The organism is Pseudomonas parafulva (assembly GCF_000800255.1).
Lineage (GTDB): Bacteria > Pseudomonadota > Gammaproteobacteria > Pseudomonadales > Pseudomonadaceae > Aquipseudomonas > Aquipseudomonas boreofloridensis.
The window spans coordinates 1773606-1797024 of the sequence record NZ_CP009747.1 but is presented as its reverse complement, the minus strand read 5'-3'; the positions used below and the strand labels follow the sequence as shown (position 1 = coordinate 1797024).

Genomic DNA, 23419 nt, shown 5'->3' with positions numbered 1-23419 from the left:
CCAATCAAGGCTGTGCGGTGGACGTGGCGCGCTCGGCAAGCGTGAAGCCGGTGGCGAAGGTCGGGGTCACGTCCAGGCGTTGGTTCATCAGGCCATGGGCGTGGTAGAAGTCGGCGGTGTCCTGCTGCTCGGCCACGGTCTGTGCATCGATCACCTGCCAGCGCAATTTCCGGCGCTCGAACTGCAGGCGCGCGGCCTGCTCGGGGAAACCGATGATTGCGGCCAAGGTTTTCGAGTAGCTGTCCAAGTGCTGATTGGCCCAGACCTGCGCATCGGCCAGACGGGTGAGGTAGTCCTGCAGCGCCGCACGCTTCGACGCCTCGCCCAAGGCGTGGTCGGTCGCCGCAAGAAAACTGTTGCCACTGGACAGGCCGCGACCATTGACCAGCACCCTGCCTTGCCCGCTGACCTCGGCCAGGGCGGTATAGGGCTCCCATGTGGACCAGGCGTCCACCGAACCATTGGCCAGCGCGATCTTGGCATCGACAGGTCCCAGGAACCTGAACGCCACGTCTTTTTCGCTCAGTCCGGCGTGATCCAGCGCCTTGAGGGCCAGATGATGACCAATCGACCCGCGCCCTGTGGCAATGCGCTTGCCTTTGAGGTCAATAACGCTGTGCAGCGGCGCCTCGGGAAGTACCAGCAAAGCCGTACCGTAGGGATCGGATTTGTCCACCGCGATCGCCTTGACCGGTGCCCCCGAAGCCAGCACGAACAGCAGCGGTGCGTCCCCGATGATGCCGGCGTCGATGGCACCGGCATTGAGCGCCTCGGCCAACGGCGCGGCGGCGGGGAATTCTGCCCAGTGAATGTCGTAGGGCAGGTCACGCAGGGCGTCAGCCGCTTCCAATTGGGCGCGCATGTTGCCCTTTTGATCGCCAATACGCAGGGTCAGTCGCTCGGCGGCTCCTGCCTGGCTGGCCAGCAAGGTGGCTACGGCGAGGGCCAGCAGCGTGGATCGAATGGACATGGACTTCCTCGGGGCTGGGTGGACGGCATCGTGCCGTCCAGGCCAAGCGACTCTAACGAAGTACGTCAAATAAACTAAATTGATTTTAGGAATATCCTAATATGCATTATTCGCTTTAACTTGCTGTAGGGGATGGCATTGTCCACTCCAATGATTATGCTGATGCGTTATTTCTCCACTCGATCATGTGAGCGCGATCATGAAAATCGATGACATGGACGCGTTCGTCGCGGTCATCCGGTGCCAGTCCACCAACCTCGCCGCCGAGGCCCTGCAGATCACCCAGCCGGCGATCACTCGCCGCGTGCAGAACTTCGAGCAAGACCTCGGCGCCAGCCTGCTCGACCGGACGACCAAGCCGCTCAAGCCGACCCCCATGGGCTTGCGCGTCTATGCGCAGTGCAAAGCGATCCTGCGCGAGATCGACTCGCTGCGCGAGCTGGTGGCCAGCGACGGTGCGCCATCAGGCACATTGCGCCTGGGCATACCGCAGACGCTGGGCGATGTCGTGTTGCTCGATGCCCTGGGTCGGATCAGAGAGGCCTATCCGCAGTTGCGGACCCAAGTCACCAGTGGCTGGGGTAGCAGCCTGATCGCGCGCATGGAAAACGGCGAACTGGATGCCGCAGCCGCACTGTTTCCGCCAGGCAAGATTTTCCCGGAAGGTATCGCCAGTCGATCGATAGCGCGCATGCCGCTGAAAGTGGTGGAAGCCAAGAGCAATGCCGCTAAGCGCAACTGCAAGCTCAGGGACTGCTACGCCCGTGGCTGGGTCCTCAACCCCGATGGCTGCGGCTTCCGGGCCGGTTTGCAGCGGGCATTGAGCGAGTTGGGGTTGAACCTGAAGATTAATCTGGAAACCTTCGGCACCGAGCTGCAGTTGGGGCTGGTTGCCAGCGGCCAGGGCCTGGGGCTCGTGCCTGAGCCGCTGTTGCGCATGAGCAGCCACCGTGACGCGCTCGATGTGCTGAACATCACCGACTTCAAGCCGCACGTGGATCTCTGGCTGTTCCACCCGCGCTACCTTGGAAGCTTTCAAGAGCCGGTGGAACTGTTCGGTGAGGTCGCGGGGCATCGGCTAGCCGATCAATAAATGCGTTTTGAACATAATGTGATTTCGACTAGATTCCTTATTTAAATAATTAGCATAGAACTAAAAAGACTTTTACAGCGATCATTCATACGAATACGGTCTTAGCATCGCCACCGTATTTCAGGGATGAGAGCCCATGAGTCACCCCTCAGACAGCGTCCTGGCCGAGCTGACCCAGGCGCTGGCTGCCAACGCTGAGCGCTATGACCGAAGCGCCCGTTTCCCTGAAGACAACATCGCTCTATTGCAGCGCCACGGCCTGCTCGCCCTCACCGTACCCCGCACCCTCGGCGGCGCAGGCGCAGACCTGGCGTGCGCACGCCGTGTGATTTCAGCCGTCGCCCAGGGCGACCCAGCGACCGCGCTGATCCTGGTCATGCAATACCTGCAACACGCCCGGCTGCAGGACGACAGGCGCTGGCCACGCCATCTGCGTGAGCGCGTGGCCCGTGAGGCCGTGCAACAGGGTGCGCTGATCAACGCCCTGCGCGTCGAGCCTGAGCAGGGAACGCCGGCTAGAGGCGGACTTCCGGCCACCGTCGCACGGCGCACCGCCGAAGGTTGGCGCCTGAATGGAGGCAAAATCTATTCCACCGGTAGCCACGGCCTCAGCTGGCTGCTGGTGTGGGCCCGCAGCGACGACGCCGATCCACTGGTCGGTGGCTTCCTGGTCCATCGCGACTCGCCCGGCATCACCATCCTCGACGATTGGGATCACCTGGGCATGCGCGCCACCTGCAGCCATCAGGTGCGGTTCGACGAGGTGTTGATTCCCCTGGACCACGCCGTCAGCGTCAGCCCGGCCAGTGCGCCGAAAACCGAACTCGATGGACAGGGCCTGTTGTGGATGGCCGTGTTGCTACCGACGGTCTACGACGGCGTTGCCCGCGCTGCGCGTGACTGGCTGGCGAACTTTTTCACGCAACGCATCCCTTCCCATTTGGGTGCGCCGCTGGCCAGCCTGCCGCGCTTTCAGGACGTGCTCGGTCGTATCGACACGCTGTTGTTCGCCAGCCACACCCTGCTCGAGTCGGCCGCCGCTGGACAGGTCGATCAGGCCCACGCCGGGCAGCTCAAACACCTGGTTAGCAGCAACGCCATCAACGCGGTCGAGCTGGCCATCGAGGCCGCGGGCAATCCTGGCTTGTCACGGCGCAACGCCCTGGAGCGGCACTACCGTGATGTGCTCTGCAGCCGGATCCACACCCCCCAGGACGACACGGTGTTCGGCCAGGTCGGTCGCGCGGCGCTCATGCCCGAGCCACCCTGAGCCGTTCGAAAGCAGTGCGCCACACCACTCAATACGCCTGATTACCGGAGAACCTTCATGAGCTCACTGTCTGCCGTTTCCGCCCGCCTGGAACCTGTACGAGATCGAGTCAGCGCCCAGGAGTGGGAGGTGCGGGTCAAGCTGGCTGCTGCCTACCGCCTGGCCGCCCTGTTTCGCTGGACCGATCACATCTACACGCATTTCTCCGCCCGGGTGCCCGGGCCGCACGAGCATTTCCTGATCAATCCTTTCGGCCTGCTGTTCGACGAGATCACCGCCTCGAACCTGGTCAAGGTCGATGTGGACGGTACGCTCATCGACGACCCCTCGGGCCTGGGCATCAACCAGGCAGGCTATGTGATCCACAGCGCCATCCACCGCGCCCGCCCAGACCTCGCCGCCGTGCTGCACACCCATACCCGCGATGGAGCCGCGGTTTCGGCCCAGCGTGACGGTCTGTTGCCGATCTCCCAGCACGCCCTGGCTTACTACAGCCGCGTGGCCTACCACGACTACGAAGGCGTGGCCCTGGATCTGGACGAGCAACAGCGGCTGGTCGCTAATCTGGGCCACAGCAACATCCTTATCCTGCGCAACCATGGTCTGCTCACCGGCGGCATCAGCGTCGAGCACGCGTTTCGCGAACTGCATGGCCTGGAGCGGGCCTGCGCTATCCAGATCGCGGCCCAGGCCGGCGGCAACGATCAGCTCCTGCATGCCTCGCCTGCGGCCATCGCCAAGGTGCACGAGCAATCCAAGCGCTTTTCCGATGGCAAGGGCGAAAGCATCCAGCGGCATTGGGACGCGCTCATTCGCCAGTTGGACCGCGAAGGCCTCGATTACCAGGACTGATCGATCGCAACCGCCTTCTGCCGCCCCGACTCTCTATCAAGGACCGCTCCATGCCTTCATTCCTTCGCCTGCTGGCCAGCAGCGCCCTGGCCATGACGCTTGCCGCCTGCTCACCGACCGACGACAGCGCGGTCAGCAAGACGTTGAGCATCGCCTTCTGGGGCGACAACACCACGTTGGTCAGCCTCGATCCTTTCCAGGTCTACTGGCTGGAACACCGGGTGCTGCTGCGCAACGTCGCCGAGTCGCTGACCGACCAGGATCCGCAGACCGGTCGCATCATTCCCTGGCTGGCCAAACGCTGGGAGATCAGCAGCGACGCCTTGAAGTACACCTTCCATCTGCGTCAGGACGTGAGCTTCAGCAACGGTGAGCGTTTCGACGCCCAGGCGGTGAAAACCGCCTTCGACAGCAACAAGGCCTTTGCCGCGCAGTTGCCCGCTACCTTCGGCGCGACGTATCTGGCTGGCTACGACCATGCCGAAGTGATCGACGACTTCACCGTTCGCCTGACCCTGGCAAGGCCCAATGCCGGTTTCCTGCAAGCCACCTCCACCACCAACCTCTCGATTCTCGCGCCGGCCAGCTACCGGTTGAGTGCCCAGCAGCGCTCGTCAGGCAAGATCATCGGCACCGGCCCTTTCATCCTTGAGCAGTACACCCCGGAAGTCGGCGCGCGCCTGGTCAGACGTGCCGACTATGCCTGGCCATCGGCCAACGCGCGCAATCCGGGGCCTGCGTATATGGAGGCGGTGCAAATCAGCTACATCCCCGAGGAAAGCGTACGCAACGGCCTGTTCCTACAGGGCAAGGTCGACATCCTGTGGCCGCGCAATCCGTTTTCGGAAGTCGACCTGACCTTGCTTAAGTCCAAGGGCGCCACCATTCAAAGCCGATCACTGCCGGGCCCTGCGCTGAATCTTTATCCCAATACGCGCAACGGTCGTCTGCTGGGTGACCGCCAAGTACGCCTGGCCGTGCAGAAAGCCATCGACCGCACCGGCTACGCCCACACCGTGTTCAATGCCCGCTTCCCGGTGGTGAGCGGGGTGTACGACGTCACCACGCCCTACTTCAAACCGCAAAGCGACAAGCTTGCCCATGACCCCCGAGGCGCTGAGCAACTGCTCGAGTCTGCTGGCTGGCACACGGGGCCCGATGGTTACCGTTACAAGAACGGCCAACGCCTGACCCTGCGCTACAACCTGACGCCGGCCGAAAGCGCGGGTGACGTGCTGGTACAGGACCAACTGCGCAAGGTCGGCATCGACCTCAAGCTCAACGTGCTCACGCGTGCCGAGTGGGTCGCGGGCAACGCGTCCGGCAACTACGACCTGACGTCGACCTACATGACCCGCGCCGACCCAATCATCCTGCAGACCATTCTCGATCCACGTGCAGCCAACAGCGCCACATTGGCCACCAACCTCTACGAACCCACCGTTTTGACCCAGGCCCAGACCCTGTTCGACAACGGCATGACCGCGACCCAGGACGCGCAACGCGCCCACGCCTACGGCCAGTTGCAGGACCTGCTGATCGACCAGGCCTCGGCGTTTCCACTGTACGAACGCGTGTGGCAGGCTGCGACCGCCCCCCGGATCAAAGATTTTCGCTGGACGGCAGAAGGCTTCGCGCTGTTGGGCGACATCCAGGTGGGGCAGCCATGACACGCTACCTCATCGGCCGTATCGGCCAGGCCCTGCTGGTGCTCTGGGGCGCCTACACCGCCACCTACTTCATTCTCTACCTGCTGCCGGGCGATACCTTGGCGATCATGCTCAGCGCATCAGGCATGGAAGCCGATGGTTTGTCGCCGCAAGACCTGGCCAAGGCTCGGGCTTACTACGGGCTGGATAAAGGGGTGTTCGCACAATATGCCGATCTGCTCTGGCGCGCCGTGCACGGCGACCTGGGGCAGTCGTTGTCGCTGGGCCGTCCTGTCAGCGGGCTACTGGCCGAGCGGCTGCCTCAGACCCTGGCCCTGGCCGGTAGCGCCATCGTCCTGTCGCTGGTAGCCGGCATCGGGCTGGCCTATCTGACCGCCTACGTGCAGTACCGGCCGCTGAAAACCGCACTGGCGCGCCTGCCGTCGCTGGGTTTCTCGATCCCGGTGTTCTGGATGGGGTTGCTGCTGATCCAGGTGTTCGCCTTCGCCCTGGATTGGTTTCCGGCCACCGGCAGCCAGGGGTTTGCCAGCCTGGTGCTGCCTGCTATCACCTTGGCGATCCCCAGCGCGGCCCTGTATGCCCAAGTGCTGCAGCGAGGTTTTCAAGGTGTATGGCAGCAACCCTACATCGTCACCGCGTTCGCCAAAGGGCTGAGCCGGGCTCAGGTGCAGGCTCGCCATGGCCTGCGCAACGCAGCCTTGCCGCTGCTGACGCTGGTAGGCCTTCAGGTCGGTAACACGGTGTCCGGTGCAGTGCTGGTGGAGACCATCTATTCGCGTAACGGCGTCGGGCGCCTGGCCCAGGAGGCGGTGCTGCGCCAGGACATTCCCGTGGTGCTGGCGATCGTCGCGGTAGCGGCCGCTGCCTTCGTGGCGGTGAACCTGATCGTCGACCTGCTCTACCCCTGGCTCGACCCACGCATCAGCCCTACGGCCAAGGTGAGCTGAAATGACCATTGACCTATCGCATCCTCGGCTCGACGCCAGGCATACCGTTGGTTCCGATCGCACTTGCCACCTCTGGAAGCGCCGCACGCGCCTGCAGCGGACCCGACAGGCCATGATCGCGCTGCTGCGCAGGCCCAGTGTCAGCCTGGCGCTGCTGATCGTGCTGTTTGCCTTGCTCGCGGCACTGGTCCCGCAATGGCTGAGCAGCTTCGACCCCTACGCCACGTCGCCCGCCGACAAGCTCAGCGCGCCCAGCCTGGTCCACTGGTTTGGGACCGACGAGTTGGGCCGTGACCTGTATGCGCGAGTGATCTACGGTGCGCGCCTGTCGGTGCTGGCGGCACTGCTGGCGGTGACGATTGCGCTGGTCGGCGGCTTGGGCCTGGGCGCGCTGGCAGGCTTTGCCGGCGCACGCCTCGATGCCGCGCTGATGCGCCTGATCGATGTGTTGCTGGCGTTGCCTGGCCTGCTGCTGGCGCTGGCGATCGTCACCGCCATTGGTTTCGGTACGGTGCCCGTGGCAATCGCCGTGGGCATCGGCATCGTTCCAGGCTTTGCGCGTACCACACGGGCCGAAGTACTGCGCATCAAAACCCTGCCCTATGTGGAGGCCGCCCGGCTGGGTGGCGCCAGTTGGCTGCGCACGTTGCTGCGCCATGTGCTACCCAATGCCTGGGGCCCAGTGGCAGTGCTTGCGACACTGGATTTCGGTGCCGCGATCCTGGCCACCGCCGGACTGAGTTTCCTTGGCTTTGGCGCCGCACCGCCCGCAGCGGAATGGGGCACGCTCATTGCCAATGGCCGTCATTTCCTGATCACCGCGCCCTGGGTGTCGCTGTTGCCGGGCCTGTTCGTCGTGGTCGTGGTGTTCAGCCTCAATCACTTGGCGCGTAGCGCCGAGGAGCATGCCCGATGAGTACGCAAGCCTTGATCGACGTACACGAACTGGATATCAGCTACACCGTCGCCGGGCAGCGCACGCACGCCGTACGCCGGCTGTCGTTCAGCCTTGACCAGGGCGAAACGCTGGCCATCGTCGGGGAGTCCGGCTGCGGCAAGTCGACCCTGGCCAACGCCTTGCTTGGACTGCTGCCGGGCACTGCCAGCATCGACCACGGACAACTGCGGATCGACGGCATCGACAGGGCCCAGGCCCGCGAGCGTACCTGGCAGCAGTTGCGCGGACGCGCCATCGGCCTGGTGCCGCAGGACCCGATGGTGAGCCTCAATCCCACGCTGCGCATTGGTCGGCAGATCGCCGAAGCCCTGCTCCTGGCCCGTGGCCGGCGCTACCCGGGTCTGGAGGCCGACGTGCTCGCGCTGCTGACCCAGGTCGGCCTCGACGAGCCCTCAGTACGCGCTCGCCAGTACCCCCACGAACTGTCTGGCGGGATGCGTCAACGGGTGTTGATCGCCATCGCCCTGGCCGGCGAGCCACGGCTGATCATCGCTGACGAGCCCACCAGCGCACTGGACGTGACGGTGCAGCGCCGCATCCTCGACCACCTGCAACAACTGGTCGCCGAGCGCGGCATCTCGCTGCTGATCATCACCCATGACCTGGGGATGGCCTGTGATCGCGCCGACCGGCTGCTGGTGATGCGCCAGGGCCAATGTGTCGAGCAGGGTACGCCCCGACAGATATTGTGGGGTGCACAGCAGCCCTACACCCGCAGTCTGCTCGACGCAGCGCTTGCTTTCGTGCCGCGTCACAGGCCACAACAGGTCACCTCACAGCGCCCAATGCTGCGTCTGGACGCGGTGGGCAAACGCTTCGCGTTGCCAGGGCAGGATACGCCCTTCACCGCCTTGCATGGGCTGAGCCTGGAGGTCCACGCCGGGCAGACGCTGGCCATCGTCGGCGAATCGGGTTCAGGCAAGAGCACTGCGCTGCGCATTGCGCTGGGTCTGGAAAGGCCTGATCAGGGACGCGTCGAGTGGTTCGGCCAGGATGTCAGCGACTACAGCTGGCGCCAGCTCCGCCCGCTGCGTCGACGCATTCAACTGGTGCAGCAGAACCCCTTCGCCGCGCTCGATCCGCGCTTCACCGTGTTCGACAGCCTCGTCGAGCCGCTGGTGTCGTTCGGGCTGCTCAAGGGCCAGGCCCTGGAACTCAAGGCCCGCGAACTCATCGCGCGCGTGCACCTGCCCGTGGCGTTTCTCGATCGCCTGCCCCGGGAATTGTCAGGCGGGCAACGCCAACGGGTCGCCATCGCTCGCGCCTTGGCGCTGAAGCCTGAGGTGCTGCTGCTCGACGAGCCGGTCAGCGCGCTGGACGTTTCGGTACAGGCGCAGATTCTCGCCCTGCTCGATGAGCTGCAGCGCGATCTGGGCATGGCCTATGTGCTGGTGTCCCACGATCTGGCGGTTGTGGCGAGCGTGGCCGACCAGGTCCTGGTGCTGCAGCGCGGGCACGTGGTCGAGCAAGGGCCGGCGGCGCAGGTGTTCAGCCGCCCCTCCAGCGACTACACACGGGCATTGATCGAGGCGATACCAGGACACTCGCGCAGCGTATTGCCTGTGGCGGTCTGACCGCTACGCCGAGTACTGCGGGCAAGCGATAGCGCGCGCCCTTGACCCAAGACCCTTTTCGACAACAGGAGCACTACGGTATGAGCCTCGAATTCATCGGCCTCATCGGCCCCCAGGAAAGCAGCGAATCGCAGGCCCCACGCGGCCCGCTAGTCGACCTCGAGTTCATCAAGGCGTTCGCCCAGGCCCAGGAATACGCCGGTTTCGACAAGGCGTTGCTGGCAGTCAACACCAGCGCGCCAGACTCGATGATCCTCGCCACCTACGTGGCGGCATTGACCGAACGCATCGGCCTGTTGGTCGCGCACCGCCCCGGCTTCCAGGCGCCGACTTTCGCCGCGCGCCAGTTCGCCACCCTTGACCAGCTCAGCCGTGGCCGCGCTTCGATCAACGTGATCACCGGGGGCGACAGCGGCGACCTGCAACGCGACGGCGACTTCCTCGACAAGGATGCTCGCTATGCCCGTACCGACGAGTATCTCGAGGTTCTGCGCAACACCTGGACCCAGACCGCGCCGTTCGATCACCACGGCCCGCACTACCGCGTGCAGGACAACCTCACCTTGGTCAAGCCGGTGGCCAGTCTGCCGGTGTACTTCTCCGGCGCCTCGGACGCTGCAGTGGACGTCGCGGCCAAGCACGCCGACGTGTACATGATGTGGGGCGAGCCACTGGCACAGGTCCGCGAACGCATCGCCCAGGTCCGCCAGGCCGCGGCCCGCTATGGCCGCGAGCAGCACATCCGCTTCAGCCTTTCTTTGCGACCGATCCTCGGCGCCACCGAAGACCAAGCCTGGGCCCGCGCCGAGCGCATTCTGGCCGACGCCAGGCAGCGCATCGGCATCCGCCAGGGCAACCGCCGCGAAAAGAACTTCGGCAAGAGCAACGTGGGCTCCGAGCGCCTGGTGCAACTTGCCAGCCAGCGCACAGTGCACGACACCCGGTTGTGGACCGAGATCGCCGCCCTGGGCGGTGGTGCCGGTAATTCCACCTCGCTGGTGGGTACGCCTGAGCAGGTCGCCGAGGCGGCGCTGGCGTACTACGAACTGGGTGTGAGCACGTTCCTGTTCCGGGGTTTCGAGCAACTGCGCGATGCCGTGGAATACGGCCAGGACTTGATCCCACGGATCCGTGACAAGGTTGCGCAGTACGAGAAGGGCCGCAGCGCTCGCCGCGCCTGAAGGATGTGCCCATGATCCCGCCGGGACTTGCCAGCGGGCTCATGGGCACAAGGTCGCCTGGCGGCCCGGCTTCTATCGGCCGAAGCGCGGTATCGGCAGGCCCAGGCTTTCGCGCAAGGTCGTCCCTTCATAGGCCGTGCGATAGACACCTCGCTCCTGCAGCAAGGGCACTACCTGCTCGGTGAATCGGCGGAACTGCCCGGGATGACCGATGTAGATATTGAATCCGTCCACTGCCCGCGCTTCGAACCAGTCGGCCATCTTCGCCGCCACGGTCTGGGCCGAGCCGACGAAGGCACCCGGGCGCAACTGACGGCCGAACTCCACCGCCTGGCGCAGGCTGAACCCCCGTTCACGGGCCTGGTCGGCAATGCGCTTGGCATTGGTGAAGAAACTGCTGCGCGCAGCCTCCAGGCTTTGCTGGGGAAACGGGGCGTCCAGGTCGTACTGACTGAAGTCATGCCAGCCGAAGTTACGCCCGAACTCTTTGAGCGCCAGTTCGAAGCTGTGGTCGGCCTGGTGATAGTGGCGCTCGATCTCACGCGCCTGCTCGTCCGTATCGCCCACGTAGATCTCTGCGCCGGGCAGCACCAACAGGTGCTCTGGGTCGCGTCCCAGGCGTGCCGCGCGCGCCTTGATATCGCGATAGAACGCCTGACCCTGCTCGAGAGTGGCGGCGTGGGTGAACACCACATCGGCCGTGGCGGCACCCAGTTCGCGCCCCTGCTCGGAGTCGCCCGCCTGGAAGATCACCGGCTGCCCCTGGGGCGAGCGCTGGATGTTCAGCGGACCGACCACCGAGAAGTGCGCACCCTGGTGATTCAAGGCATGCAGCTTCGCCGGGTCGAGGAACCGACCCTGGCTGCGGTCCCGAGGAAACGCATCCTCCTCGTACGAATGCCACAGCCCCTGGACCACCTGCACATGCTCCTGGGCACGCGCATACCGAGTGTCATAGTCGTAGTGCTCGTCCAACCCATAGTTGCCGGCCGTGCCGGCGTCGCCGCTGGTGACGACGTTCCAGCCGGCACGGCCTTTGCTGATCAGGTCCAGTGAGGCGAGCCGGCGAGCAACGTTGAACGGTGCGTTGTAGGAGGTGGTGAGCGTGCCGACCAACCCCAGACGGCGGGTACTGACCGCCAGGGCAGAGAGCAAGGTCAACGGCTCCAGGCGATTGAGGTAATGCGACGGTGAGCCGGGGGTGATGAACTGGCTGTCGACGATGAAGATCAGGTCGAACAGCGCAGCTTCTGCCTGCCGGGCAATGTCGATGTACCAGTCGATGTTGACGCTGGCGTCGGCGGGCAGCTCCGGGTCGAGCCACAAGTTGTGTCGACCTGGGCCGCCGCAGCCCATGGTCAGGGCGCCGAGTTTGATCTGTCGTGTGCTCATGGGACGTCCTTTCACTGGCCATTCGCAGCGGACGCCTGCAAGGCGGCTGCGAAGGAGGTATCGAACAGGCTCGCCGCTGGGTAGGCCTTGATCAGGCCGAGGCCGGCGAAGAAATCCACGGTCTTCTGCGCATCGGCAATGACCTGCGGGTTCAGCGGTGCCAGGTCGGTGCGTGCGCGGGCAAACCAGGTCCGGGCGATATCGCGATCGGCGCGAGTGCGCTGGGCCCAGGCATCGGCATAGGCCTCGGTGTGGGCCGGCTCGCTCAGGGCCCAGTCACGGGCCTTCCTCAGGCGCTGCAGGAAGTCGGCAATCTGTGCGCGCTTGTGGTCCACGGCCTTGCTGTTGGCCACGACGAAGCTCTGCGCAGGGATCACGCCTTCGGCCGTGGCCAACACGCGAGCCCCTTGGCGCTCCTGCTGGGTGACATAGGGCTCCCAGGTGGCGATCACGTCCACCGAGCCGCCGTCCAGGGCATGGGAGGCGTCCAGGGCGCTGAGGTAGCGCAGTTCTACGGCATCGCGCGGGACGCCCGCCTTGTCCAGGGCACTGAACAGCAGTTGCTGGCTCCACGAGCCCTTCCAGATCGCTGCACGCTTGCCGCGCAGGTCTTGCAGGCTGTGAATCGGCGAATCCTTGCGCGCCAGGATGGCCACGCCTTCGAGGTTCTGCCGACTGACCGCAATGACCTTGATTGGCGCGCCCAGTGCGCCAAGGAACAACGGCGGGGCGTCACCCAGCAGGCCGATGTCGAGGCTGCCGACATTGAGCGCCTCGGCCACTGGCGAACCTGCGGTGAACTGCTTCCATTCCAGGCTATAAGGGAGGTTTTCCAGAACGCCAGCCGCTTCCATTACCGCGCGGGCGTTATAGCTCTGATCGCCGACCACCAGCGTTTGTGCGCTGGCGGCCAGACTGAAGGTGGTGGCCAGCAGCGTCGCAGCCAAGTGTTTGATATAGCGCACGGTCGTCTCCGAATACCAGTGAAGGTAGTGAGGCGATCCGCGCGTGCGGTCTACGCCAGGTTTTATAGCGTTAGGGTATAGGTGTGGTGCTTCTTATAAGTTAAATCAGCCTCTGCGGGCTGTGAAATGCACGCTTGGCATAAGCTCATGCTCTTGTGTGTAAGCCATTTCAAAACAGGACAGAGGGATCTGTAAATGCATTATTTTCATATTAGCTTATGATTATTCTGCATTTTGAGAATAGCCAGGTGTTTTGCTAGGGTCGTGCTCACCCCTCATTTGAAGTCGAGTCTCAACCATGACCCAGCCTGTGCGCACGGAGCGCTTGCGCCACTTCATCGAGAACCTGGCCGAGTTGATCGATCAACGCCCTGATGAGGCGGCTGTGCTCGACCGTGGCCAACGCCTGCTGGCCGACTTGGTCGCCCATGACGACTGGCTGCCTGACGAACTCGCCCAGCCCGATCCCGAGCGCTATCGGCAGTACCTGTTGCACTGCGATTCGCGCCAGCGCTTCTGCGTGGTGAGCTTCGTCTGGGGACCTGGGCAGCGCACACCGATCCACGACCACCGCGTGTGGGGGCTGATCGGCATGTTGCGCGGCGCGGAATGGGCGCAGGGCTTCGTGCGAGATGCTCAGGGCGCGCTACAGCCCCATGGCGCCGCAGTGCGTCTGCTGCCGGGCCAGGTGGAAGCCGTCTCGCCGCGAATTGGTGACATCCATCGGGTCAGCAACGCTTACGACGACCGGGTCTCGATCAGCATCCATGTCTATGGCGGCAACATTGGCGCCGTCAAGCGCGCGGTATACAGCGACGATGGCAGCGAAAAAACCTTCATTTCCGGCTACTCCAACACTCACCTTCCCAACCTCTGGGACCTGTCCAAAGAGAACCCTGCCCCATGAGCACCCTCGCCACCCGCCACCCCCATGACATTCGCCGCGCGCTGCTGGCTCGCGAAGAACTGGCGCTGCTCGACGTCCGCGAGGAAGACCCGTTCGCGCAGAGCCACCCGCTGTTCGCCGCCAACATCCCCCTGTCGAAACTGGAGATTGAGGTGTTCGCTCGCGTGCCGCGTCTGGACACACCCATCACGGTCTACGACAACGGTGAAGGACTGGCTGGCGTCGCTGCGCAGCGGCTGTTGGCCCTTGGCTACCGTGATGTCGCGCTGCTCGACGGTGGCCTTGAGGGCTGGCGCGCCGCCGCAGGCGAGCTGTTCCGTGACGTCAACGTGCCGAGCAAGGCTTTCGGCGAACTGGTCGAGCAGGTGCGCCATACCCCATCGCTGGCGGCCGAGCACGTCCAGGCGTTGCTTGAGGCACGAGCCGATGTGGTGGTGCTCGATGCGCGGCGGTTCGACGAGTACCAGACCATGAGCATCCCCGGCGGCATCAGCGTACCCGGCGCCGAACTGGTATTGCGCGTGGCGGAACTGGCACCCGATCCGTCCACCCAGGTGATCGTCAACTGCGCCGGACGCACGCGCAGCATCATTGGTACCCAGTCACTGATCAACGCCGGCATTGCCAATCCGGTCGCAGCCCTGCGCAACGGCACCATCGGCTGGACGTTGGCGGGACAGGCACTGGCCCATGGTCAGGCACGTCGCTTCGCCGAAGTCGGTGACGATACGCGCCTCGACGCTGCCCGACGGGCACGTGCCCTGGCCGAGCGTGCAGGCGTACAACGACTCGATCGCAGCCTGCTGGCGCAATGGCAGAGCGACGAAACGCGCACTACCTACCTGTTCGATGTGCGCACGCCCGAAGAGTACGAGTCCGGTCACTTCCCCGGCAGCCGCTCGGTGCCCGGCGGGCAACTGGTGCAGGAAACCGACCATGTCGCCAGCGTCCGTGGCGCGAGGGTCGTACTGGTGGATGACGACGGTGTGCGCGCGAACATGAGCGCTTCATGGCTAGCACAGATGGGCTGGCAGGTCGCAGTGCTCGACGGCTTGACCCGCGCAGACTTCAGCGCCACCGGTCCCTGGCAGCCACCGCTGCCCGAGCGGCCTGCCGTCCATTCGATCGACGTCGAGCAACTGGCCGACTGGCTGCAGGAGGATGGCACCGTCGTCCTGGACTTCACCACCAGCGCCAACTACGTCAACCGCCACATACCCGGCGCACACTGGGTGATCCGCGCTCAATTGGCCGAAGCCCTGGAAAGGCTGCCACAGGCGCGCCGCTATGTACTGACGTGCGGCAGCAGCCTGCTGGCCCGTTTTGCCGCAGCCGACCTGCAAGCCCTGACCCGCATCCCGGTGCATGTGCTCGAAGGCGGCACCGCACAGTGGATCGCAGCCGGACAACCGCTGCAGAGCGGCGAAACGCACTTGGCGGTAGCGCGCAGCGACCGTTACCAGCGGCCCTATGAAGGGACGGACAATCCACGCGCAGCCATGCAGGGCTATCTGGACTGGGAATTCGGTTTGATTGCCCAACTCGAACGCGACGCCACCCATCATTTCAAGGTGCTCTGAGCAAGCCCCCTCCATGGGTAATCAAGAGACGAGATTGCCTGCCCATCAATGCTCCAACGCGTACCGCCTGCAATGCGCCAGATACCCTTGCTCGTGACTGCCCACCAACTGAATCACGTTGCTCCACAACCACGACGGCGCATCCAGCGTCTCGGAACGGTGCAGTTGCAACTCCTCGATCCAGGCGGCGCGCGTGCTCAGGTCCATTTGCCGGGCATGGGCATGGCCCACCACACGGGCCAGATACCCTGCAGCCCGGCGTGCTTCCTGCTCGCTCAGCTCATCGAGTTCCAGCTTCATGTCCTGGGGCAGCAACTCACGGACGAAGAAGCCGTGATCGAGCATGCGCACCGCCACCATGCGATTGCCCAGCCCCGGCGAAAGATGCCGAGCACCTTCGACCACGCGCCGGGCATTGTCGCGCGGCATCGAGGCGCGGGCGGTACGGGGGGCGGCGGCGGCGATGGCTTCCTTGACGTCCAACAGGCAGAACTCCTGGTCGTCGCCCTCCCCAACCGCCATCAGCACGGCGTAGCGCAGCAGGCCCAGTGAGCTGCAGCCCTTGACCCAGTAGGCCGAGTCCAGCAGTTCCACGCGGTCCTCCGGGCTACGGCCCTTGAGCGAGGTCACCAGGGTGTGGATGTCGTCCGAGGCGCAGAGCTTGCGCACCGCCGTCTTTTCCTCGCGCGACAGCGGCCAGAAATGCTTGCCCAGCGGAATGCTCGGACGCACCCGCTCGATGCGCTCGCGGGCCAGGTGTTTCCAGGTGCGGCGCACGGCGGTGCGCATCCCAGCCTTGACCTGCGCCGGCCGCTCGGGCTCTTCGTCATCGCTCTGTTCGAAGGCCTGGGCGTAGCCCTGCATCATCTCCTCGAGCATGCGCGCAGTGACCACGCCCGGCAGGTCCGAGCTGCGTGCGGCGGTGGCCAGCGACAGGCCCAGTCGCACCAGGTCATGGGCTGGATTGCCGATCACGGTCTGGTCGAGATCGCGGATGTGGATATCGATACGGCCCTTCAGATCCCCGGTCGGACCCAGGTTGCCGGCGTGACAGTCGCCGCAGATCCACACCGCCGGCCCGCTGGGCAGGCGGCGCCCGGATTGACTGTGCAGCCAGTCGTAGAACTGCACGGTGCTGCCACGCACATAGGCATGCGCCGACCGGGCCATCTTGAGATTGCGCAATTGCGTGAGGGTGTCGATACGGTCTGAGGGGCGCGGTAGTTTCATGGACATCTCGGATCCAGGCGATATCAAATTGACTTCAATCTGACACAGTTGTTCCGAAATGTTTCAAGAGGTCTTCAGGCGTGCCCATCGCGTCAGCACTTCGTCCCAGCATCGCGAGATTTCGGCACCGATCCGTCCTCTGGCTGGCATACCTGGCGAATAAGGGCGCACCACCAGGTGGGCTTCGAGAAACGCGTCCGACCATCCTGCCCACTCGCCCGCCATGGACTGCAGATTGCTGTGCAGGACCGGATAAACCTCGTTCCACAAGATGCTCTGCACCTGGTCAGGCGTGTAGCCACTCTGGGCCAGACGCTGCACGACCCCGTCGAAACTGAGGTCGACATCGGTGTCCAGAAAGAACTCCGACAAGGCTTGCCACACCCGCAGTCGATCCGCGTCAACGGTGCTCATGAGGCGCCCCCTGTGCTCGCCAGCGGAATCGACAGGATGGCGGCCAGCCCGCCCTCGGCTCGGTTTTCCAGGCGTACCTGACCGCCCAGGCGCTCGACGATGGCCGCGACGATGGACAGTCCCAGCCCTGCCCCGTTCGGGCTGTTGCGGCTGTAGAAACGTTCGAACACGCGCGTCAGGCTGGCCTCTTCGATACCGGGGCCTTCATCTTCCACACTGAGTTCGAGCTGCCCACCGCGTTGCTGCAGCGAAACGCAGATGCGTCCGCCCGGTGGCGAGTGCTCCACGGCATTGGCCACCAGATTCTGCAAGGCGATGCCCAGCACGCCGGCATCGACCGTGGCCAGGTGATCGCCCTCATCGAGTTGCAACGACGGTTCCTGGCCACGCTCCAGAATCCAGGGCGTCAATTCGGCCAAGGTCTCGGTGACCACCTCGCCCAGGTCGATCGGCGTGTCCACGCGCTGGCCCAGGCGCGGTTCCAGGCGCGCCAGGGTCAACAGCTGGTTGACCACCCGCGTGAGGCGATCCACGGCACCGATCAGGAAGCCCAGGGCTTTTTGCCGTTCGGCCTCGCTGGTGGCGGCTTCGGCGTTCTGCGCGTGAAGACGCAGAATGGCCAGCGGCGTACGCATTTCATGGGCCGCATCGGCGATGAAGCGGTGTTCGCGGCGCAGCAAATCGTCGATCTGCGCCAGCAAGCGGTTGATCGCCGCCTGCATCGGCTCCAGCTCCGAGGGCAGCGGCACCAGTTGCAGCGGCTCCAGCGATTGCGCATGCCGTGCACGAATCACATTGGCCATGTTCTGCAGCGGTTGCAGACCCCAGCCGATGGCGGCCCAGACCAACAGCGCCAGGGCCAGGCTGCCGATCAGGAACGGAAACAAGGTATGGCGCACGATGCGGTCGATCAGGTCGAAGCGCACATCCTCGCGCTCGCCGACCCAGATCACCCAGTGACGCGCCGGCACCGGTAGCACAAAGCCGCGCCAGCACTGGCCATCGACCACGATCTCGGAGAAGCCTGGGGTCACCGGCAGCGGTGTCAGCACCGGTGCACTCGGGGTATTGACCAGGCGCGTGCCGGCGTCATCCCAGACCTGGAACGCCAGCTTGCTTTCATAGGGATGGCCGACCCGGTGCCGGCCGGCTTGGCTCAGGGCGTCGTTGAAGGCCTGGTACAGCGAGGCCCGGCTGCCCTCCTCCACCGGCAGGCTCATCACGCCCTGCAGAAGCCGCGCGTTCTGCGCCAGGTGGGCGTCGTAGATCTCGGTGATCTCATGGCGGCTGTCATGGTAGTTGTACAACGCCAACAGGCTGGTACCGACCACCAGCAGCAACATCACCCGCCACAGCGTGCGCTGGCGCAGCGAACTCATGCCTTGCCCTCCACCAGGTAGCCGATGCCGCGCACGGTGCGGATCAAGCCGTTGAACAGCTTCTTGCGTAGCTGGTAGACGTTGACTTCCAGGGTGTTGCTCTCCGGTTCCTCGTCCCAGCCGTAGAGCAACTGGGTGAGCCGCTCGCGGGTGAAGACCTTGCCCGGCTGCGCCAGCAACTCGTGCAGCAGGCGGTACTCCTTGGGCGTCAGCACCACCGGCCGGCCCTCGTAGTGCACCTGCTGGGTGGCCGGGTCGAGGCTCACTCCGGCGTGTTCGATCAGCACCCGTGCTCGCCCGGCACTGCGGCGCAGCAACGCGCGCAGGCGGGCCTTGAGCTCGTTGAGGTCGAAGGGTTTGACCAGATAGTCGTCGGCACCGGCATCCAGCCCAGTGATACGGTCGTCGGTGGCGTCACGGGCGGTGAGCACCAGCACCGGCAGGTTGTCACCGCCCGCCCTCACCCGCCGCAGCACCTCGATGCCATCCAGGCGCGGCAGCCCCAGGTCGAGAATGGCCAGGTCGAAGGTCTCGTGCTGCAAGGCGTGCAGGCCGCTGGCGCCATCGCGCAGCCAGTCGAGGGTATAACCTTCCTGGCGCAAGCCATCGCAGATGCCTTCGCCCAGCGCCGTATCGTCCTCCACCAGCAACAGCCGCATAGATCAGTCCTGTTTGTCCTCGAGGGTCTTGAGTAACGCGGCGATGTCGCTGCGCCGGCCCTGATCGGCCAGCTCGCGCCCCGGACGTGGCGGTGCCTGCAGCGCCTTGTTCAGCGCAACGCGGGCCTCGTCGTAGCGTTTGCGCCGAACCAGATGATCGGCCCAGAAGTAGTTGCTGTCGATACCGTTGGGGTTGATTTGCAGTGCCTGGCGCAACAAGGTTTCGGCCTTGTCGCTGTCGCCGAAGCCGATCGGCCAGCCCGGCACCTGGTCGTAGAGCGTGCCCAGGCTGGTATAGGCCGAGCCCTGCAAGGCACCGGCGTCCAAGGCAATGGCCTGCTCCAGGCTGGCCCGCGCCGCCTTCACTTTGCTCAGCGCGCCCAGCCCGCCGGTCGCGCCGGCCCAACTGCTGTTGACGATGCCGTTCCAGATCAGCGGTTCGGCCGCGCCCGGATACTGCCGGACGAAGGTTGCGGCGTCGCCGGCCAGCTTCTCGAAGGCCTCGCTGCGCTGCTCCTTGGGAGTCTGGTACTGGATCTGCGCCCAGCGCTGCTGCAAGTCGGCCAGCCGCTGCGCGCCGCCTGGGTCCAGCGCCCAGGTAGAGGATGAGAACGCCAGCAGCGTGGCGAGCAACAGACGCTTCATTTCAACGACTCCTTCGCGTGTCCGTCGACGTGGCGACGGATCATGGGTAATTGCTTGCGTAGCGCACGGTCGACGACGCCTGGCAGTAGGCTGTTGAGGCGCACGAACAGCTTCTCCGGCCAGCCCAGGTACAGCTCGCTGCGTTCGCTCTGCACGGCGTCGAGCACGGCCCGTGCGACATCGACGGGGTCGTCCATGCCGACCTTGAGCGCATGATTGAGCGCCATGGCGGCGCTGCTGTTCATCGATGTGCGGGTGGCCCTGGGCGCGGCGTACAGCACGTTCACCGAGGTGTCGGCCAGTTCCCGGCGCAGCGCCTCGGAGAAGCCGCGCAGGGCGAACTTGCTGGCACAGTAGGTGGCGTAGCCCGGATAGCCGATCGAGCCGTAGGTCGAGCCGACATTCACCACCAGCGCCCTGGGCTGGGCGCGCAACAGCGGCAGGCAAGCACGGGTCAGGTGCAGCGGCGCCTTGAGGTTGATGTCCAGCAACTCGTCCAGGGCTTGTTCGTCGAGTTGGTCGAGCAAGGCGAAGCGATTGACCCCGGCGGCATTGATCAGCACGTTGACACCGCCCAGCGCTCGCGCCTGTTGCACCACCTGGTCGCGACCGCTGGGGTTGCGCAGGTCGGCGCTGTGCCAGGTGAGGTGCTGCGGGTAGCGCTTGAGCACCCCGGCCAAATCGCCCATCTGTCGACTGACCGCCAGGACCCGAGCCCCCGCCGCGCATAACTGCTCGGCCAGGGCCAGGCCGATACCGCCACTGGCACCGGTCAGGATCACCACACAGTCAGGCAGGCGCATGCTGTACGCCCTGCGATTCGCTGAGTGGCAGGCCGCGGAACATTTCGGTGTAGAGGTGGTACACGACCTTAGCCGCATCGAGCACGGCCTGCTGGTCCTCGGGCTGCTCCAGACGGTTCATCAGCGTGCGGTAGGTGACCATATGCTCCTGATCCAGGGCACCGTGCGAGCTCAGGTAGCTGAATGCCCTGTCGGGCAGTTCCAGGCTGCGCTGCAAGGTACCGGCCGCTTGGGTCGCCAAGGCGATGCTGGTGCCCTCGAGCACGTTGACCATGCCGAACAACCCCACCGGATTGCCGCGTGCGATGAGGTCGTAGAGATAGGCGACCATCAGCTCGATGGGCAATGCCGGTCGGCCGTCTCGCACAGCCTCCCAGTCGCCGCCACAGGCTTTGATGTCATCGAGAATCCACTGTTCGTGGCCGTATTCTTCCTCGATGTACTCGCACACCGCGCCGCGCAACCATTCAAGGCGCCGTGGCAGCCGGGCACCGCACGCCATCATTAGCGGTACGGTATGGCGCACGTGATAGTACGCCTGGGTCAGGAAGGCGATGTAGCTGTGGCGGCTGGCCTGCCCAGCCAGTGCCTGGCGGATGACCGGAACGGCGAACAGCGCCTCGCGTTGCGTGGCGGTCTGTAACTGCAGGGTGTCGAAAAAAGCCATGGCGAACCTCACAACGCAATGTCGGATAGCAAGCGGTGGTAGCGCGCCAGAATCGCCTCGCGACGCGGGCGACCGTTGGCGGTCAGGGTGTGCTGGTGGCTGTCGAGCGGCTCGGGCAGGCGGCGCCAGTGATGAACACGGGCATAGTCCGGCAGGCGCGCATTGCCCTGCCGCACGGCCTGCTCGATATCGGCATCGCTGCTGGCAGGGTCTCGCGGCCAGAGCAAGGCGACGTTGCGCGGCAAACCCTCGCCGTGCACGAACACTTGAGCAAGGGCGCCGCATTGGGTCAGTTCGGCCTCGACCCACTCGGGGCTGACGTTGCGTCCGAAGCTGGTGATGAACTGGTGCTTCTTGCGCCCGTTCAAGTACAGGTAGCCCTGCGCGTCCAGGTAACCAAGGTCGCCGGTGGCCCACCATGACGCGTGCAGCGGTGTCTCGCCCAGATAACCCAGCAGCGTCGAACCGGCGACCAGTACTTCACCGTCCTCGGCGATGCGCACCTGCACGTGCGGCAAGGGCTTGCCGACGCTGCCCAGGCGGTGCGCGCCGGGCCTGTTCAGAGCCACCACCGACGCGCACTCAGAAAGGCCATAGCCTTCATACACCGGCAGGCCAATCGCCTCGGCGCGCTCCAGTAACGCCTGGGACACCCGCGCGCCGCCTACCGCCACGAACCGCAGCGCGCCCACTGGCATCAACCCGCGCTCGATGGCGGTGACCAGGCCCAACAACAACTGCGGCACCAGGATCACGCTGTGTGCACCGCTCAGGGCTATGGCGCCGAGCAGTCGTTTGAAGTCGACCTGGGTAGCGCCGCTGATGCCCAATTGCGCCTGCGGGTACAACTGCACGCACGCACCGGCCATGAGCGCGGCATACACACCCAAATTCTCCAGCAACACACCCAGCGGCAGCACCGCCAGGTAACGCTGGGCCGAGGCGTTGCGGCTGGCCTCTTCCAGGGTCCGGGCGACGCACAGCATCGCCTCGGCACTCAAGCACACGCCCTTGGGTTGGCCGGTGCTGCCGGAGGTGTAGGTAATCTTCGCGGTGCCTTCGGGCAAGGTCACCGGCCTGGGTGCTGAGCGATGCCAGAACGCAGCGGTACGGCTGAAACCGGCGCTGTGTAGCTGAGCGGTCCACACCTCATCGACCAACGCCAACGTGGCGCCGCTCTGCTGCACGCAATGCGCGAACTGCTGGGGGCTGAAGAACGTTGGAATGACAACGCACGGGCAGCCGGCAAACAGCGCTGCCAAGTCCCAGAGCAACGCCTGCGGGCCGTTGTCCAAGGCCAGGATAAGTGCGGCTGGCGGCTGACGCTCCAGCTCGCCTGCACGGCGCTCCACTTCATCGCGCAACTGCGCCCAGGTGACCCGCTCGTCGGCCCCCTGCACAGCCACCTCGTGCGGGCAGTCACGGGCTTGCACGCTCAACCTGTGCCAGAAACGCTCGAGTTCATGCGGCATGTCCGGATTCCTCGACCACCTGCGGCAGTCCCAGGCGTTGGAATAGCCCGATGCGCGCCAGCGCGGCGAAACCTTGGCCAATGTTGCCCACCATCACCTGGGGCAGCTGGTTGTAGTAGCGGCCCCACTGGACGTGTTCGTCACCCAGGCGTCGCGGATCGGCCACGCCGAGCACGCTGGGTTGCAGTCCCAGGCGGCGGAAGCTGTTGACCAGTGACGCCGCCCCGGTGAACGTCACCCACTGCAGCCCGCGCACGGCCAGCAGCCAGGTGATGAGGATGATCATCAGCCGGGCGCTGCCGGCGTCGACCGAGGCCAGGTTGCCCACCTCGACCCATTGCCCGCGCTCCACCACAGCGCCCTGCACATCCGCCAGTGCCAGGTGGACAGGCAGGTCCAGGTAGCGCTCGACAAACAGTGCACCGCTGCTGGCTGGACGCACCCCGGCAGCGGCGACCAGGCGCCCGGACGCGTCGCGCAGGGCCAGTAACTCGGGCAGGTAGTGCTGCACATCGGCCTGATGACGGTCGGCGAAGCACTGATGGATGAACTGTTCCAGCTCACTGCGCCCGGCGTCGGCGGCCAGGTGCAGGGTCAGCTGAGTAGAGGCGGCGGGGCCGCCTACAGACAACGGGAGCAAGGTGCTCCATGGCAGATGTGACATGCGACTCCCCCTGGGATCGGCGTGTGGGGGAAGTATCGGCAGCGAATCTGAAAGGAGTCTGAAGTGCCGGCTGACTTTACAAGCCATGGGCAAGTGGCATCATGGCGCCCGCTCGTGCTGTCCTACA

The 23419-nt window shown here is 65.0% G+C and carries 22 protein-coding genes; 10 read left to right on the top strand and 12 right to left on the bottom strand.

Translation table 11 applies throughout. The features are described from left to right. Nucleotides 1-4: 4 nt before the first annotated feature. Nucleotides 5-970: an ABC transporter substrate-binding protein gene (locus NJ69_RS07930; RefSeq protein WP_080754730.1), complete on the bottom strand. Its 966-nt coding sequence runs from the start codon at nt 968-970 to the stop codon at nt 5-7. Between the two features lie 199 nt (nt 971-1169). Here NJ69_RS07930 and NJ69_RS07925 point away from each other — a divergent pair, with 199 nt between their 5' ends. The 8 genes from NJ69_RS07925 (at nt 1170) to NJ69_RS07890 (ending at nt 10515) form a co-directional block, all read left to right on the top strand. Further along, complete coding sequence (locus tag NJ69_RS07925) at nt 1170-2063, top strand: LysR family transcriptional regulator (RefSeq protein WP_039577840.1); 894 nt, start codon at nt 1170-1172, stop codon at nt 2061-2063. 136 nt (nt 2064-2199) lie between these two features. Continuing rightward, nucleotides 2200-3333 (top strand): acyl-CoA dehydrogenase family protein, encoded by a 1134-nt coding sequence (locus NJ69_RS07920; RefSeq protein ID WP_039577837.1) that lies wholly within the window; start codon nt 2200-2202, stop codon nt 3331-3333. A 57-nt stretch (nt 3334-3390) separates the two neighbouring features. Continuing rightward, nucleotides 3391-4185: a class II aldolase/adducin family protein gene (locus tag NJ69_RS07915; RefSeq protein WP_039577834.1), complete on the top strand. Its 795-nt coding sequence runs from the start codon at nt 3391-3393 to the stop codon at nt 4183-4185. A gap of 50 nt (nt 4186-4235) precedes the next feature. Next, nucleotides 4236-5855, top strand: a complete 1620-nt coding sequence (locus NJ69_RS07910) for an ABC transporter substrate-binding protein (protein WP_039577831.1) — start codon at nt 4236-4238, stop codon at nt 5853-5855. Next, nucleotides 5852-6802, top strand: a complete 951-nt coding sequence (locus NJ69_RS07905) for an ABC transporter permease (protein ID WP_029612034.1) — start codon at nt 5852-5854, stop codon at nt 6800-6802. Before NJ69_RS07910 ends, NJ69_RS07905 begins: the two co-directional genes overlap by 4 nt. Nucleotide 6803: 1 nt before the next feature. Further along, a complete protein-coding gene (locus NJ69_RS07900) occupies nt 6804-7718 on the top strand; it encodes an ABC transporter permease (RefSeq protein ID WP_039577827.1) in 915 nt (304 codons plus the stop codon). After that, nucleotides 7715-9334, top strand: a complete 1620-nt coding sequence (locus NJ69_RS07895) for a dipeptide ABC transporter ATP-binding protein (protein ID WP_039577825.1) — start codon at nt 7715-7717, stop codon at nt 9332-9334. Before NJ69_RS07900 ends, NJ69_RS07895 begins: the two co-directional genes overlap by 4 nt. A gap of 80 nt (nt 9335-9414) precedes the next feature. Then, the gene (locus tag NJ69_RS07890) at nt 9415-10515 is read left to right on the top strand and encodes an LLM class flavin-dependent oxidoreductase (protein WP_039577822.1); all 1101 of its coding nucleotides are present in this window, start codon (nt 9415-9417) and stop codon (nt 10513-10515) included. 72 nt (nt 10516-10587) lie between these two features. Here the strand turns inward: NJ69_RS07890 and NJ69_RS07885 are convergent, their stop codons facing one another. Beyond that, nucleotides 10588-11907, bottom strand: a complete 1320-nt coding sequence (locus NJ69_RS07885) for an LLM class flavin-dependent oxidoreductase (RefSeq protein ID WP_039577819.1) — start codon at nt 11905-11907, stop codon at nt 10588-10590. An 11-nt stretch (nt 11908-11918) separates the two neighbouring features. Beyond that, entirely contained in the window at nt 11919-12872 is a 954-nt protein-coding gene (locus tag NJ69_RS07880) for an ABC transporter substrate-binding protein (protein ID WP_039577817.1), read from the bottom strand. A gap of 298 nt (nt 12873-13170) precedes the next feature. Between NJ69_RS07880 and NJ69_RS07875 the strand changes: the two genes are divergently transcribed. Beyond that, nucleotides 13171-13779, top strand: coding sequence for a cysteine dioxygenase (locus NJ69_RS07875; protein WP_039577815.1), 609 nt, complete (start codon nt 13171-13173; stop codon nt 13777-13779). Continuing rightward, nucleotides 13776-15359, top strand: coding sequence for a rhodanese-related sulfurtransferase (locus NJ69_RS07870; RefSeq protein WP_039577813.1), 1584 nt, complete (start codon nt 13776-13778; stop codon nt 15357-15359). The genes NJ69_RS07875 and NJ69_RS07870 overlap by 4 nt, the downstream gene beginning before the upstream one ends. Before the next feature lie 45 nt (nt 15360-15404). Here the strand turns inward: NJ69_RS07870 and NJ69_RS07865 are convergent, their stop codons facing one another. The 9 genes from NJ69_RS07865 to NJ69_RS07825 all read right to left on the bottom strand — a co-directional run bounded on the left by NJ69_RS07865 (nt 15405) and on the right by NJ69_RS07825 (nt 23292). Then, nucleotides 15405-16589 (bottom strand): DUF2252 family protein, encoded by a 1185-nt coding sequence (locus tag NJ69_RS07865; protein WP_039583171.1) that lies wholly within the window; start codon nt 16587-16589, stop codon nt 15405-15407. Nucleotides 16590-16652: 63 nt separating this feature from the next. After that, the gene (locus tag NJ69_RS07860) at nt 16653-17003 is read right to left on the bottom strand and encodes a DUF7079 family protein (RefSeq protein ID WP_039577809.1); all 351 of its coding nucleotides are present in this window, start codon (nt 17001-17003) and stop codon (nt 16653-16655) included. Then, the gene (locus NJ69_RS07855; protein ID WP_039577806.1) at nt 17000-18382 is read right to left on the bottom strand and encodes a sensor histidine kinase; all 1383 of its coding nucleotides are present in this window, start codon (nt 18380-18382) and stop codon (nt 17000-17002) included. Before NJ69_RS07855 ends, NJ69_RS07860 begins: the two co-directional genes overlap by 4 nt. After that, a complete protein-coding gene (locus tag NJ69_RS07850) occupies nt 18379-19041 on the bottom strand; it encodes a response regulator (protein ID WP_039577803.1) in 663 nt (220 codons plus the stop codon). The genes NJ69_RS07855 and NJ69_RS07850 overlap by 4 nt, the downstream gene beginning before the upstream one ends. Before the next feature lie 3 nt (nt 19042-19044). Beyond that, complete coding sequence (locus NJ69_RS07845; protein ID WP_039577800.1) at nt 19045-19686, bottom strand: tetratricopeptide repeat protein; 642 nt, start codon at nt 19684-19686, stop codon at nt 19045-19047. Beyond that, complete coding sequence (locus NJ69_RS07840; protein WP_039577796.1) at nt 19683-20489, bottom strand: SDR family oxidoreductase; 807 nt, start codon at nt 20487-20489, stop codon at nt 19683-19685. The genes NJ69_RS07845 and NJ69_RS07840 overlap by 4 nt, the downstream gene beginning before the upstream one ends. Then, complete coding sequence (locus NJ69_RS07835) at nt 20476-21156, bottom strand: TenA family transcriptional regulator (RefSeq protein WP_039577794.1); 681 nt, start codon at nt 21154-21156, stop codon at nt 20476-20478. Before NJ69_RS07835 ends, NJ69_RS07840 begins: the two co-directional genes overlap by 14 nt. Nucleotides 21157-21164: 8 nt before the next feature. Beyond that, complete coding sequence (locus tag NJ69_RS07830) at nt 21165-22628, bottom strand: AMP-binding protein (protein WP_039577791.1); 1464 nt, start codon at nt 22626-22628, stop codon at nt 21165-21167. Continuing rightward, nucleotides 22618-23292, bottom strand: a complete 675-nt coding sequence (locus tag NJ69_RS07825) for a thermostable hemolysin (protein WP_039577789.1) — start codon at nt 23290-23292, stop codon at nt 22618-22620. The genes NJ69_RS07830 and NJ69_RS07825 overlap by 11 nt, the downstream gene beginning before the upstream one ends. Between the last annotated feature and the right edge of the window lie 127 nt (nt 23293-23419).